Source organism: Aliivibrio sp. A6 (assembly GCF_028765505.1).
Taxonomy (GTDB): domain Bacteria; phylum Pseudomonadota; class Gammaproteobacteria; order Enterobacterales; family Vibrionaceae; genus Aliivibrio; species Aliivibrio finisterrensis_A.
In genome coordinates this window covers 25,864-40,861 of the sequence record NZ_JARACR010000005.1, presented here as the reverse complement: position 1 = coordinate 40,861, position 14,998 = coordinate 25,864, and the positions used below count along the sequence as shown (strand labels likewise).

Sequence of the window (14,998 nt, the reverse complement as noted above, 5' to 3'; positions counted from 1 at the left end):
CAATGGAAAACTTCTCCAGTGCGTTTCAAATCTTGTTTTACTGAATCAAGAGAGAAAACACTGGAGAAAGGGAAGGTTAGGCTGCCGCTACAGAAAACGATTTAGCTTGGCGAGCTTTTTTAATAGAAACACAAACCAATGCGGTTACGGTTGCGCCCGCTGCCATACAAGCCAATGCTAATACCGGTTTATTCATTGCACCAAGTAGAGCAACAACAGGACCGCCGTGAGCAACGCTGTTTGTAATGCCAAATGAGAACGCCATTACTGCGGCAACCATAGAACCAAGGATGTTGGCAGGGATAACAGAGATCGGATCTTGTGCTGCAAATGGAATGGCACCTTCAGAAATACCCACTAGGCCCATGGCACCAGAGGCTTTACCTGCTTCAATTTCAGACTCTTCAAAGATATTGAATTTGCGACCAATAACCGTTGCTAGTGACATACCTAGTGGAGCAACAGGGATTGCACACGCCATCGCGCCCATGAATTGAGTTTGACCACTCGCAATCATGCCGACAGAGAATAGGAAGGCAACTTTATTGAATGGACCACCCATATCAAAGCCTGCCATGCCACCAAGAACGATACCAAGTAGAACAACGTTACCTGTGCTCATGTTGGTTAGTAGTACGTTTAGTGAATCCATCAAATCAGCAATCGGTGCACCAATAACAAAAATGAATAATGACGCGATGAATAGTGAACCTGTAATAGGTGCAATTACGATAGGCACAAGAGGTTGAATGAACTTGTGGTAGTTGATGTTGGCAATAAACTTAACAAAGTAACCAACAAGTAAACCCGCAATGATAGCGCCAATAAAACCAGTACCGGCTTCAGCACCATAGAAAGAACCGTTATTTGCAATCCAACCACCAATTAGGCCCGGTGCAAGTGCAGGGCGATCAGCAATTGCGTACGCAATGTAACCGGCAAGAATTGGTATCATTAATGTGAAGGCAACAACACCAACATCTAATACTTTGTTCCATAAACTACCCGGAGGGATAGCCATACCGCTTTCTGTCGGTTGACCACCTAGAGCAAGTGCCAGTGCGATTAATAAACCGCCAGTGACAACAAATGGGATCATGTGTGATACGCCATTCATTAGGTAACGATAAATATCTGAGCGGGTTTGAGAAGCACTGCCTTTGTTATCTGAGCTTGATTTAGTTGTATCAGCAACAAAAGGAGGCTGTGTAAGAGATTGAGTAATTAAGCCTTTTGCATCTTTAATCGGTGCTTTAACGTTAGTCTGGATTAGCTTTTTACCTGCGAAGCGAGTCAGATCTACTTGTTTGTCACACGCGACAATAATTGCTTCCGCCTTTTCGATTTCTTCTGCGGTAGGGCTGTTTTTAACGCCAATAGAGCCGTTAGTTTCTACCTTGATGGTGTAGCCTAATTCTGCCGCGCCTTTTTCTAGTGCTTCAGAGGCTAAGTAGGTGTGAGCAATGCCAGCAGGGCAGCCTGTGACACCAATTAAAAAACCATTGGTTGCTTCACCAGTGTTGGTGTTTTCTGTTTTTTCAAGCAGTAGCGCTAACGCTATTTTTGGTGATGTTGCGGCTAGGAATTTTTCAATAAATCCATCTTCAATGAGTTTACAAGAAAGTTCAGCCAGTACTTCAATATGATGATCTGCACCGTTTTCAGGAGAGGCAATCATAAAGAACAGTCGAGACGGTAGCCCATCTTCAGCGCCATATTCGATACCTTGCTTGCTGATACCAATCATGACTGCAGGGGAGATAACCGCCGAGCTTTTCGCATGTGGCAGTGCGACGCCTTCTTCAAAGCCTGTATTTCCTAATTCTTCTCTTGCGTAGATATCATTAAGAAATACCTGTTTGTCATTGATTCGACCTTGTTGCAGAAGATGCTCTGCCATTTCAGAAAAAACGTCGTCTTTGGTTTTTGCTGCAAGATCTAAGCAAATTAGCTGTTCGTTGATTAAGTCAGTAATCATAAGTTATTCCCATTTGGGTGGATGTCTTGTGTGGGAATAGTGTGATTCTGATGAGATAGATTGGTAAGTGTGCGAGAAATGCATTTACTGGATTTTTGTATCCTATAAAGCCAAGTGTGATTCAGCTCTGATTTTTATAAATCCAAAAAGCTATAATGCACAAGTCAAAAAAGTACTTAATAAATAATGACTTACATTGTTATTTTTATGTAATTATTGATGGGTTATTTATCAATAACGTCCTGATCTTGATGGGGTTGGTGGATAAAAGTGTGGTTAATTTTAGTAAGTGATGAGCATGGGTTTAGTATTTAATGCTGTTTTAGAGGCGCTACTGTCAGAAAGAGAAAGCTTTAATCAGATCTGGTTTGCAGGCGATAAAGTCACGCCTCCATCATGCTGTTATCAAGTTAACTTTCCTCGTTTAGAACTAGTGATTAGCGGTGAATATCTAAATCAAATCGAAGATCCAGACATTGGCATTAGCGAAGTTAAAATCATGGCGGGTGATGCGCTCTATATCCCACCAAACTGCTGGAATAAACCCGTTTGGAGTGAAGATTGCTCAGTGCTTAGTTTACTATTTGGTCGCAGACAAGTGGGCTTTAGCTTAGTGAGTAAGCGCAAGGGCGAGGAGGGTTTCTATGATGTGCAAAAGTACAGTATTCAAACTCGAACTGGCCATGCGATTGATAATATTTTAGAAGCGCTAAATGCCCTTGCTCGTGAACCGAATAAAAATCAGATTGATGAGTATCTGCTTTTGGCATTACTCAGTTACAGTAAATCAATGTTAGGTGAACCAAATGAGGTAATTTCACCGAAAAAGCGCAGTGAAGATCTTTATCAAGGGATTTGTATTTATATCCAAGAAAACTTTCATCGAAGTATTGATAGAAATAACATAGCTAATCGATTTAATATCTCGCCAAACCATTTATCTCGTATGTTTAGGCAGCAAGGACATATGACGCTAGCTGATTACATTACTTGGGTGCGCATTGAACGTGCGAAATTCATGTTGAAGAAATATACCTTCCGTTTAACTGAAGTCGCTACGCGTTGCGGTTTTCAAGATGTGAACTACTTTTATCGTGTATTTAAAAAGAAAACCAGTTATACCCCATCGGATTATCGAACAATGGTGAAGTAAAAGGGGGAGGTAGGGTATTTTTGATTAGGAATAATAAATGCATTTAACAGATTGTGAATAGAAGTTTTAGGTGTATACTCCTCTCTTTTTTATAATAATCAGAATGAAAAAAGTAATCCTATTTATCACTGGAATAATCATAATTTCCAATGCCATTGTTTTTATTGTTAATGAGTTATCTCATAATCATGATGATAGTGTTAGTTTGACGGATTACGAGCAGCAATTAGTATCGCTTACTCAGAATTGTGAGCCATTAGAATGCCGTATTATTGATGATTTTAATCGTCTTAATAAAAATGAATATAGTGAGAATATTAAAGCGATAGCAGAAAGTATTCGTCCTATTCTTGCTTATACAAACGGCCCTAAAATAGGAATTGCAATTTTAAATATTGTTTCTGAAAATGGCTCATTTAGTTGTGATGATAAGCTGTATTTTTTAGATAAAATATCGACGTTAAAATACAAAGACAATGACCTATTTGGAATGATAGATCCTATTCTTAGCTATATTAATATAGCAAATGAGAGTGGTGATGATTTTAAAATAGCATCAGGCGAATTAAGTTTAGCATTGGTTACTAGTTATTTTAAAGAGTATGAATTTTCTAATAATATTATTGAGGAGATTATATATTCTGATAAATCTAACGATTGGTATAGATTAAAAAATCAGGCAAGATTAAGTTTTGCTGAAAATAAATTAGCGATGAATAAGCCCCAAGATGCATTAAATATGCTTGAGATGGTAAAGCCACACCAAGCTTCTTACACTGAAGAAGATTGGCGTGATTATTATATCTATACGCTTGCCTTGAAGGCAGAGGCTTACACTTATCTTGGGCAACTTGAACAAGCGAGCCAATGCTTGTCGGTAGCGAAAGAGGAGTTAGAGAAAGATCAGCTGCGACTTTTGTTAGGGAAGGATACGCTTGTTTCTGTTGCGGAATTTCAATTATCATTTAGAAAAAAAGATTTTTTATATATAGAAGAAAAAAAAGAAGAATTACTTTCTATAGTAGATCAGGATAATCAGGCAAGATACGCAAAAATTGTGTATAACACTTTATTTGATTATTATCATCAAACAAATAATATATCAGAACTTTATGATATTAATCATCGTTATTATGCCTTAATAGATAAAAGGCAAAATAATTATTACCAGTTGTTGATTTCTAATAAATTAAAACAAAGTGAGAATGATCATTTAAGTGATGATCATGAAAAATCAGTGTTTTTCTTAAAGATATCATTTAGTGTGTTGATGCTTATATCGATATTACTCTTTTTTACGATTGTAAGAATAAAATACTTAAATATTGAAAATTTCACAGATCCACTAACAAATTGCTTAAATCGTCGACAGTTGAGCATACGTTTTTAATTTTAGATATTGATAACTTTAAATCAATTAATGACAATTATGGTCATGATTTTGGTGATGAAGTATTGGCAAGAGTCGCTAGCGTGCTTACTAGAATTTTAGGTAGTGAGCATAAATGTTATCGTATTGGTGGCGAGGAGTTTGTGGTTATTTTTGATACCATTAGTAAAACTCGTAGTATAGATATTTCTGAGAGTATTCGAAAAGCGATAAAAGAATTAGTTTGGGATAATGGAATATCCGTTACCATTAGTGGTGGATTAAGCAGTTACTCTCTAGGAAAAAATACTTATAAATCGGCAGACGAATTATTGTATAAAGCCAAACACAGTACAAAAAATATCATTATCAATGATATTGAGTCAGCTTAGTTTGCTATAGATTTATTATTACCAAGCATCTAAAAATCTGAACGGGTGCTTTTTATTTCTGCTTCTATGTTTTAAATAAACCACATTAGATGACACATATTTAATGTGGTTTAGTTCTCATTTTCTCCCTTTATGCCTTCTCCTTTTTTATTTTTACGCTCGGTTCTGTTTGCTCTTAAAATCTTATTTTAAATTAAGTTGTTGTTAGTTATCGATTTTGTTGTTCGATAACTTTGCTTTTAGTTTTCTGCTTTCTTTTTATAGCCTTAATTGTTACTGCCATCACACTTTGATTTTGCGGGTACAAAAGTCCAGTAAATGCTTTAAATGTCAACTTACTAAATGTCACTTTAATTCATATTATTCCCTCATCAACTTAATGCAGTTTGAATTAAGTAAAAATTCTTATTAAGGGAAACATTATGATTACCACACTAGTAAATACCAATTTAATTAAATACCAATTTAATTAAATTGAACTTAGATGCGACAACGAAAGATGGCGTATTTTCTGAGTTAGCTGAAATGCTATTAAAAAATAACCGTATCGATAATAAAGAAAACTTTTTAGCGGGTATTTATGAGCGTGAGGCACAGTGTGTGACTTCTGATATGGGTATTGCTTACCCTCATACAAAAAATGCCGCGGTTATTGAACCAGCTATTGCGATTGGCGTATCAAAAACGGCGATTGAATACGGTGCTGATGATGACCAACCAACCGTATTTTTTATGATTGCATCACCTGAAAGCGGCGATCACCACATTTATGCACTACAAGCGTTATTTGAAAAATTCGGTGATGACTTAATTGCAGATATGCAAAAAGCGACGACCGAGCAAGACATTTTAGATTTACTGATTAATTAATACCAATCGTAGTAAATAACTGGTCATCCTAGCTGGTTAAAAGACTTGATAACTGCGTTATAATTTTTGATTGTAGAATAACTACTTATCGAAAAATTCTGCCTTGTTTTCAAGCCTTTTTCCTTCGCTATTTCTGAACACTTACTTACTGTGATTGGCATAACTTTTAGTTTTACTCACTTTAGGATTACTTTTATGTCAACGATGACTGCAACAACTCAACCATCTGGTGATTGGAAACAAACACTATCAAAATTAAAAGGTCACCTGCTTTTTGGTACTTCTCACATGCTTCCATTCGTGGTCGCTGGTGGGGTTCTTTTGGCTCTAGCGGTAATGGCAACCGGTAAAGGTGCCGTTCCTGATACGGGTATCTTAGCGGATATTTCAACTATCGCGATTAAAGGTCTTGTACTTTTCCCAATCATTTTGGGTGGCTTTATTGGTTACTCTATTGCGGATAAACCAGCGTTAGCACCTGCATTTATTGCATCAGGCATTATGGCTGATTTAGGTGGTGGTTTCCTTGGTTGTATCGTCGCTGGTTTCATTGCTGGCGGTGTGGTTCTTCAACTTAAGAAGTTGCCTATTCCTGCTCATTTAAGCGCACTAGGCGTTTACTTTGTCTATCCTCTTGTTGGTACACTAGTGTCTGCGGGTATCGTAATGTGGGGCTTAGGTGCAGCTATTTCTTCTTTCATGGTTGGCATGAATGAATTCCTAGCATCTATGGCGGGTTCTTCTAAGGCAGTTCTAGGTGCGATTCTTGGTGGTATGACGGCGTTTGATATGGGTGGCCCAATCAACAAAGTAGCAACGTTATTCGCTCAAACACAAGTAAATACACAACCATGGCTAATGGGTGGTGTTGGTATCGCGATTTGTACTCCGCCTCTAGGTATGGCTCTTGCTACTTTCATGTTCAAAAAGAAATTCTCTAAAGAAGAGCAAGAAGCAGGTAAAGCAGCAGCAATTATGGGCTCAATTGGTATCTCTGAAGGGGCTATCCCATTTGCAGCAAATGACCCAATGCGTGTTCTTCCATCTATCGTAATTGGCGGCATGGTTGGTTGTGTGTTTGGTTTCATGACTGATGTATTACTTCATGCTCCTTGGGGCGGTTTAATTACAGCTCCTGTATCTAGCAACATCCCAATGTATGTTGTAGGTATTGCACTAGGTTCATTAACGACGGCGCTAATTGTAGGCTTCTGGAAACCAGTAGTTGTAGAAGATGAAACAGCAGTAGCAACACCAGTACAAGCTCAAGCAGTACCAGTAGCTGGCGAAGGTGAGTATGATGTTCTTGCGGTTACTTGTTGTCCTTCAGGTGTAGCGCACACGTTCATGGCAGCAAAAGCACTAGAGAAAGCAGGCGCAGCAGCAGGCATCAAGATTAAAGTTGAAACACAAGGGTCTAATGGCTTGGTAAATAAACTGACAGCAAAAGATGTTGCGAATGCTAAGTTCATCATCCTTGCTCATGATATTCTAGTAAAAGAATCAGACCGTTTTGCTAACATTCGTCAAGTTGAATGTTCAACAAAAGAAGCAATGAAAAACGCGTTAACACTGATTCAAGGTTAACTGTAAAATACAGAAAAGATTAACTATCTTCTCTGAATAAAATCTCCTAACTCAAAGCCTCTTAATCCCCCAAGAGGCTTTTTTTTGTTTTATGTAACACGTGAATTACGTTTTTTTTGCGGGGTTAGTTCAAAAAAATGAAAATCCAAATAACGAATATCTTGAAGTTAAAATATATTTCAGATCAATTAATCGTGTAATTATTTGGATAACAATGAAAAAATCATATCTTGCTTGCTTAATCCCTGCCATTTTAGCCAGTGGATTAGCTGTTGCTGCTCAACAAGATGTAGAGAAAGTTTACTTTAGCCAAAAAAATCTGGGCTCGGACATTCAGGGAAGCCTGCTTGGCAGTGTCAGTTTGGCACAAAGTTTAACGCTGCCAACAACGAACAAAATTCCAAATGATCGTCATCCGCACCTGGTTTCATTACGTAAAACATTGGTTATTTTTGAACCGCTAGCGAATGAAGTTGATCTGAATGAATCAATCACGCTTATTGCAAAAAATGCGCAAGGTGACATCGTATATCAAAGCGCAATGCAACTGCCTGCTGAGCAACCGAAAATTGCCAGCCAACTTGATTTTGAGATTAATGCAGTAAAACCAGATCACTTTGATCATAAAGTAATGGGTAACGGCCCGTTGGCAAGCATTGCTGAAGCTCAGGGTGAAACGGAATTTAGAAAGTTGCTTGCAGAGCACGATACCATTCATGTAGAAACCGCTGATGGTAGTTGGGCGAAGAATTTTATTCTTCCTGAAGGGGAAGCGTTTGATGATAAACGTATCACTTTTAGTTCATATGCTGGTTATAACTCATTTATTACTTATGCATCAGGCACTGATACATTAAGCTCGGGTAATGAGCTGACATACCATAATGTCGATGGCAAATGGTATAGTAAAGGTGACATGGACATAAAACGAGTGGCTTATAGTGACAAAGCGTACACAGTAGCACTTCCTGCCGATGTCATGAAACCAGGCTTAACTTTAACCTTCTCGACTGATGAAGGTAAAGAGGGGTTATTAACGGATATTAAACTTGGTGCGAACACCAACTTCGTGCTTAATGCGGTAGACATTGGTTTATTAACAGAGCCTCGTGATGCGTTCGTATTTACAAAAGATCGTGAATTACAGCGTCAGTATTTCCAAAACATTCAAGTAAGTAAATTGACGGTAAACCCGTATGAGTCTATTCACTTCCCTGAAATCATGTTACCGGATGGCCGTTTACTACAAGATTATGACCCAAGTACCGCTGATGGCTACGGTAGTGATTCACATTATCGTGTTGCTCGTGAGTTAGTGTCTGCGGGCATTAACAGTGCAAACTATGGTGTAAACTCATCTAATGTACGTAGTGGTACCGCTTGGAATATTGATAACCCATACCATGCTGTACAAGTAACGGTAAATATGTCTGTGGGCAAGTATAGCGAAGGTTTAATTAACCATGGCATGCTAGGTTCTTATGTGGGTGTTGCCTCCGTTGTTAACTCAACAGGTAACGAATTTAGCCATGAAGTAGGTCATGAGTTTGGCGTTGGCGCTCACTACCCTGGTGGTTTTAACGGTGCAGTACATAACCGTTCAACTGAGCGTAACTCAGCATGGGGATGGGATGCCAATAAGAATATCTTTATTCCAAACTTCACTCGTGAAGCGAACAATCAAAGTATGTGTGCTGAAGGTGGGTGTGCAGAACCATTTGCTGGTCACATGTTTGGTAAAGGCACCATGTCTGGTGGTTGGCCATTATATCCTTCGCAAAATGCATACACGCTTTTAGCGCCTTATGAATCAAGTGTGTTCCAAGATGCAATGGAATCAAAAGCGAACTTTGATCTAAATTCATCAACTGGCTACAGTAAATGGGATCATGAAACACAAAGCATGGCACCATGGACGTATAGTGTTAATGATGATCTTGGACGTCGACTCGTAACATTCTCTGATACCGATTCATTGCATCAATTTGGCCCAGAAGATACAAAATTACAAGAACTGTATGCAGAGTATAATGTCATTCATTTCAACATGGATGATGGCCGTTGGGCGAGACATCTTCATTTAACCAATGATCCTATTTTTGAAGGAAAAATTGCATTGGTTGAAACATGGGCAGCATGGACAGGGTACTTACACCTAAATGGTACAACCATTTCATTACCAATGGGCAGCAAGTTTGCTTACCAATACACTAATGGTGAATGGGTTGAGATTGAAAACGATGTGTTAAATAAGAAGGTCGACTTAACACCATATAAACAAGGCGTAGCGGTAACAACACTTGTGGGCTACTACGATCCTGAAAATACATTACCAAGTTATATTTACCCAGCACTACACGGTGCTTATGGTTCGGTGTATGAAGATAAGTTCAGCCCATCTTCTTGTCAGTTAGAAGTGATGACACAAGAAGCGGGAGTGAAAACGTATAATCTACATAACCGTCGTTTAACAACAGGTAAGATGAACCGTTTCCACGTTAACGTTGAGACTGCTCTGAAACCATATCAAGCGAATGTCGTGTGTAATGATGAAACATTAGATAGCATTGAACTAGCAGCGCCAAAAGCACCACTAAAAGTAAGCATTATTACTACTGAATCAGGTTTTGCGCCTGAGATTATCGGTGCAGATAATGTGGTTCTTGCTCAAGGTGCCGAGTTTGATCCATTAGCAGGTGTAAAAGCGACCGATGACTATGATGGTGATGTGACAGCATCGATCACCGTTGATGGTGTTGTTGATACCAATACGGCGGGTCGTTATACCTTAACTTATAAAGCGTATGATAATGCCGGCAGTGAATCAGTTGTCACTCGTCAGATTGATGTACACAGTGAAAAACCAGTATTTGCGGGCGTTAATGATCTAACGATTGATGCAGGTACAGCGTTTGATCCAATGTCTGGAGTGTCAGCAAGCGATGCAGAAGATGGTGATATTTCATCTAAAATCCAAGTATCAGGAAACGTAGACATTAATACAGCAGGTATCTACACACTGACTTACCGCGTTATTGACAGTGCGAGTCAAACAGTGACTGCTACCCGTAATATTACGGTAGTTGCAGAAGTTGAAAACTGTGAAGATGCCTGGACAATGAACGGAACGTATGTTGCTGGTGATCTTGTTGCACATAATGGCGCAGTATGGCAAGCGGGTTGGTGGACAAAAGGTGAAGAACCTGGCACAACAGGTGAATGGGGCGTTTGGACAAAAGTATCAGACAGTGATTGTTCAGTAGATAAGCCGGTTACACCAGATCCAGAGCCAACGCCACCACCATCAGGTGAGCACCCACTTTATCAAGCAGGCACAAGCTATAAAGAAGGGGATATCGTAATGGGTAAAGATGAGCAATTATACCAATGTAAGCCATGGCCTAACTCTGGTTGGTGTTCAAACCCAAGCTATGAGCCAGCAGTGAGTGCATTCTGGCAAGACGCATGGAATAAATTATAATTTTAATTAAATTATTTAGTTAAAAGATAATGATTGAAAATGCCACTTATCTATAGGTAAGTGGCATTTTTTTAAAACTACTTTCTATGAACCGCTTAGAAATTATTGATTATTAGCCACTTTTTTCATTCGTAGACCAAGAAAAACAAAACTGATACCTTCTATTAGTAGCGATACACCAACAAAAGTGCCGAGTAATGATAATGAAAACTCAGGATTATCTAATAGGCTAAAGAAGTAACCACCAATAGCAACAGAAAGCAATCCACTCAATATAACCATGCCGCTACCAGGTAGATTTTTATTGGTAAATCCAAAAATCATGCGTGTTAGGCCGTTAAAGATCATAACTACAACCATGATGGTAGTGATAGTCATAAGCCCTTCTAGTGGCTTAAAGAGAATAAATACAGCGCCAACAATATAAAATAAGGCACTTAATACATACCATAGCTTTTCTTTCCAAGAGTGAATGTGAAAAGTATGATAAACCTGAACCAAGCCTGTGATTAATAATAGCGTGCCAATGATCGTCGAAATCGTCACACCAGCCATCACAGGTAAGCTAGTCGCTCCTAATCCTGCGACTGCAACTATTACACCTACAGTAATAAAGTATTTCCAACTTTTTGAAATTAAAGCCTGACTTAGTGTTTGATTTTCCATTTTAACCTCTGAGTTAAATATAAGAGACGCTTTGATTGTAGTCCTAAATGTAAGATTTAACTGGAAAGCAAACTAAGTTTTCAAATTTTGTGATCATGTGCATATTTTGGTCTCTTTGTATAAGAAAAACACCGTTTCTTAGAGGGAATTGCGTCATCAGGCATTTTGTACAGTTATAGAGCCTATACTAAAAATAGTGCTTGTAGAAACAAGCTAAAAGTCTATGATTATTAACATATTAAATGTCCTAGGAAATTAAGGGTGGCTGCGTGTTAGAGCATCATGTTCGAGACTATATTTCAGATAAATTAAGCGCCTTAGGGATCAACAGTGATCCTTATGGGATTGAACTTACTATCGTATTTGTATCGGTGGTTATCGGCATTGCTATTATTGGTCACCTAGTTACTCATCATATTATCGTTCGCACCATTAAAAATGTACTGCATCGAACAAATGAACCCTTATTTGATGCGTTTGCTAAATATAAAGTACTGGAAAAATTAACGCTTCTTGTCCCTGTAATGGTATTGGATCTATTGATCCCATTGGCACTTGGGCATTACACATTACTATCAGCCATTGCAGATAAAGTTCTCAGTATCTCTATTCTCGTCAGTTTTATAAGGTTAGTTTTTGCCTTACTTGATGCGCTTAATGATGTTGCTACTTTCAAAGGCATTACCCGTCGAATGCCAGTTAAGAGCTTTGTTCAACTGATTAAGTTATTTACCTTTTTTGTTGGCCTTGTGGTATCCATGTCTATTCTTGCCAATGAATCACCGGTTATTTTCTTGAGTGGGTTAGGAGTTGCTACCGGTTTTGTGATGTTGGTCTTTAAAGATACGATTTTAGGTTTCGTGGCAGGAATTCAGCTTTCAGCAAACCGAATGATTACGTTAAATGACTGGATTGAAATGGATTCGTTTAAAGCCAACGGTTCAGTTGAAGAGATTTCATTAACCACCGTAAAAGTACGAAACTTTGATAATACCGTGAGCATGATCCCAGCTTATGCACTGGTTCAAAACGCCTTTATTAACTGGCAGGGTATGTCAGATTCGGGTGGTAGACGCATCATGCGTTCAGTGAATATTGATGTAAATTCAATTCGTTTTATGACTGAAGATGAAATTGAATCACTGAAAGGTATTCGAATTTTACGTGAGTACTTATTTGAGAAATCAAAAGAAATAGCTATATTTAATGAAGAGTTGGATGATATCCCTCATTTAGGTAACACTCGCCAAATGACGAATGTCGGGATTTTTCGTGCTTATTTGGCCGCTTACTTGCGTACCAATAAAGATATTCATTCTTATATGCTATTCATGGTGCGTCAGCTAGAACCAACCCCGGAAGGTTTACCATTGCAGATTTATGCGTTTACCAATAATACGGATTGGGTATTCTACGAAGGGGTACAAGCTGATATTTTTGACCATATTTATTCCATCATGCCACTGTTTGATTTACGCCCTTACCAAGCGTTAAGTGGCCACGATGCTGCAATGATTGGTAAATCGAAGGGGTAGAGTCGGTATTACTGAGGTAGTGGAAATCACTGCCTCAGTTCATTAGTGGAATAGTGTAGATTTCAAATACAAAAAAGCCCCAGCATTTCTGCTAGGGCTTTGAATGTGGTGGAGGGATAGGGATTTGAAGGCTACACCTATCAATTAAAAGTGCTGTAATTACAATGGGTTATCTGTTTTTTATCAACAATCAATTTAACCGTATGTCTGGTACATATTAATAACGATAAAATTGCTAACCGTCAAGAAAATCCGATTATTTATCTGATGTTTGTGGTGCTATGGGTAAATATAGATTATTTACATTATATGTTTGGGAAACTATCGGTCAATGTTAAGTTAATAATAAATGTTTTACCACCAACTAGCGTGAATTCCCTACAAACTGCTAGCTGATTCAAGTCTTTCATTTTGCTTTTTCGGCAAAATAAAAGACTTGAATCTCTTTGTATTGTTTATTTGATGTAGCGACTGAATACCCAGTACTATTTATTTTAATGACCAAGGATTAGTAACCAGCTACGTTGCTGTTCTGGCTTTGATAAGTATTTACGAGATCCTACACATCAGAAGCAGTTTTCTAGAGTTATCTAAGAGCGGATAAATCGGGGAATATCGTTATTATAGTACTGTGAAAACCTGATTATGACTATTTGAAATAAAGTTTGAACGCTGAATCTCTTATTTAGAATTAATTTAAATGAGGTAAAAAATCCCTCATTCTCACACCTTTTGATGTATGATAGTAGATCTTACCTTTGAGTGCTTTTGTTGTTTTACTTTCTCTTGATTTAGGTAAAACTAAGTCAATACATCGTAGAGAAACTTTATGTTTTTCTGGAAAAATACGATAAAGAATACTGTGCTCTCCTTCATAAGTTTTTACGGTTGACGGATAACTATAAGTTAGGAGGCTTTGGTCTGAATTATAGTTTTTATAGATTGATATTATTGGTGCCTCCACGGGCTCTGCATTCTTTCTTGCTACAGCTATAGGACCAACTGTAATAGCATGTCCATTAACCTTAGACCACCAAGTTACAGAATTCATTCCTGGTAAATATTTACTTGTTTTGAGTTTTTTGTATTTAACTGGATTTGGGGGCGAGTCATTGATACAAGACTCTGGAATGATTATGTTAGCATGCGCTTTTTTTATAGGAGACCATAAAGAACTCTTTTTCTGGATATCACCGACTATAGAAACAAGGTCTAATTTACTTTCATTATATGGGATACCGCCGAAACCTATAAATTCTTGTGTGTATGTTATCTTTCTTTTGGGAGGATATTTTTTTGCAGTTGGTGGTTTATTGGCTGCATTCTTTTTTGCAATAGCATAAGGAGATAAGTAAAACTCATTCATATACTGTTGAAAATCTTCCCTTGTATCAAACTCAAGTATTTCAATACGTCGATTTAAGGCGCGATTTACTTTAGATGTATTAGGATATTTAGGTAAATATTCACCAAAAGAATAAGTATAAAGTTTCTTTACTCCTCCTTCTTTTAGGAAAAGAGAGGCTTCATGTGCTCTTTTTTTTGAGATGTTGATATTCCTTGAAGCACTACCTGTATTATCTGTGTGTCCAACAACAGCAATATAAGAGTTTCTCGTTGATGCATTTTTCCCACTAAAATATAAATAGCCAATACCATGGTTATCAGACTCTATTTCAGTTTGCCCTGATTTAAAAAGAGAATGAATAATCACTCTTTTTCCAATTTTTTGCTGTTTTTTATTTACGAACAGGTATAAAGGCTCTTCTTTAAGATTTAGAACCTTTTGGTATGTTGAGAATATCTTTTGATCTGTATGACCAGAAACTGGTTTTGGTGTTGATGAACACCCTGATAATGCGAGGATACACAATATCAACCATACAGGTTTGCAGTAATTATTCAGGATGTATATTTTTTTCATGATGTATAACGTGCTTATTGATTAAAAATGGCAAATCAGAATG

At 37.9% G+C, this 14,998-nt stretch carries 9 protein-coding genes and 1 pseudogene; 7 read left to right on the top strand and 3 right to left on the bottom strand.

What is annotated here, in order from left to right:
- Positions 1-76: 76 nt before the first annotated feature.
- The gene (locus tag PVK70_RS04655) at positions 77-1,978 is read right to left on the bottom strand and encodes a PTS fructose transporter subunit IIABC (RefSeq protein ID WP_130048318.1); all 1,902 of its coding nucleotides are present in this window, start codon (positions 1,976-1,978) and stop codon (positions 77-79) included.
- Between the two features lie 298 nt (positions 1,979-2,276).
- Between PVK70_RS04655 and PVK70_RS04650 the strand changes: the two genes are divergently transcribed.
- The 6 genes and pseudogenes from PVK70_RS04650 to PVK70_RS04625 all read left to right on the top strand — a co-directional run bounded on the left by PVK70_RS04650 (position 2,277) and on the right by PVK70_RS04625 (position 10,830).
- Positions 2,277-3,131, top strand: a complete 855-nt coding sequence (locus PVK70_RS04650) for a helix-turn-helix transcriptional regulator (protein WP_130048319.1) — start codon at positions 2,277-2,279, stop codon at positions 3,129-3,131.
- 103 nt (positions 3,132-3,234) lie between these two features.
- Entirely contained in the window at positions 3,235-4,521 is a 1,287-nt protein-coding gene (locus tag PVK70_RS04645; RefSeq protein ID WP_242504791.1) for a GGDEF domain-containing protein, read from the top strand.
- Complete coding sequence (locus PVK70_RS04640; protein ID WP_242504792.1) at positions 4,485-4,892, top strand: GGDEF domain-containing protein; 408 nt, start codon at positions 4,485-4,487, stop codon at positions 4,890-4,892. Before PVK70_RS04645 ends, PVK70_RS04640 begins: the two co-directional genes overlap by 37 nt.
- Positions 4,893-5,348: 456 nt before the next feature.
- Positions 5,349-5,762: pseudogene (locus PVK70_RS04635) on the top strand (PTS sugar transporter subunit IIA); the annotation flags it as partial.
- A 195-nt stretch (positions 5,763-5,957) separates the two neighbouring features.
- Complete coding sequence (locus PVK70_RS04630) at positions 5,958-7,349, top strand: fructose-specific PTS transporter subunit EIIC (RefSeq protein ID WP_130048321.1); 1,392 nt, start codon at positions 5,958-5,960, stop codon at positions 7,347-7,349.
- Between the two features lie 214 nt (positions 7,350-7,563).
- Positions 7,564-10,830 (top strand): M66 family metalloprotease, encoded by a 3,267-nt coding sequence (locus tag PVK70_RS04625; protein WP_130048322.1) that lies wholly within the window; start codon positions 7,564-7,566, stop codon positions 10,828-10,830.
- A 102-nt stretch (positions 10,831-10,932) separates the two neighbouring features.
- Here the strand turns inward: PVK70_RS04625 and PVK70_RS04620 are convergent, their stop codons facing one another.
- Positions 10,933-11,496 (bottom strand): HdeD family acid-resistance protein, encoded by a 564-nt coding sequence (locus PVK70_RS04620; protein ID WP_130048323.1) that lies wholly within the window; start codon positions 11,494-11,496, stop codon positions 10,933-10,935.
- A 269-nt stretch (positions 11,497-11,765) separates the two neighbouring features.
- On the opposite strand from PVK70_RS04620, the gene PVK70_RS04615 reads away from it, so the two are divergent.
- Positions 11,766-13,031: a mechanosensitive ion channel family protein gene (locus PVK70_RS04615; RefSeq protein WP_130048324.1), complete on the top strand. Its 1,266-nt coding sequence runs from the start codon at positions 11,766-11,768 to the stop codon at positions 13,029-13,031.
- A 691-nt stretch (positions 13,032-13,722) separates the two neighbouring features.
- Here the strand turns inward: PVK70_RS04615 and PVK70_RS04610 are convergent.
- Positions 13,723-14,955, bottom strand: a complete 1,233-nt coding sequence (locus PVK70_RS04610; protein WP_130048325.1) for an OmpA family protein — start codon at positions 14,953-14,955, stop codon at positions 13,723-13,725.
- Between the last annotated feature and the right edge of the window lie 43 nt (positions 14,956-14,998).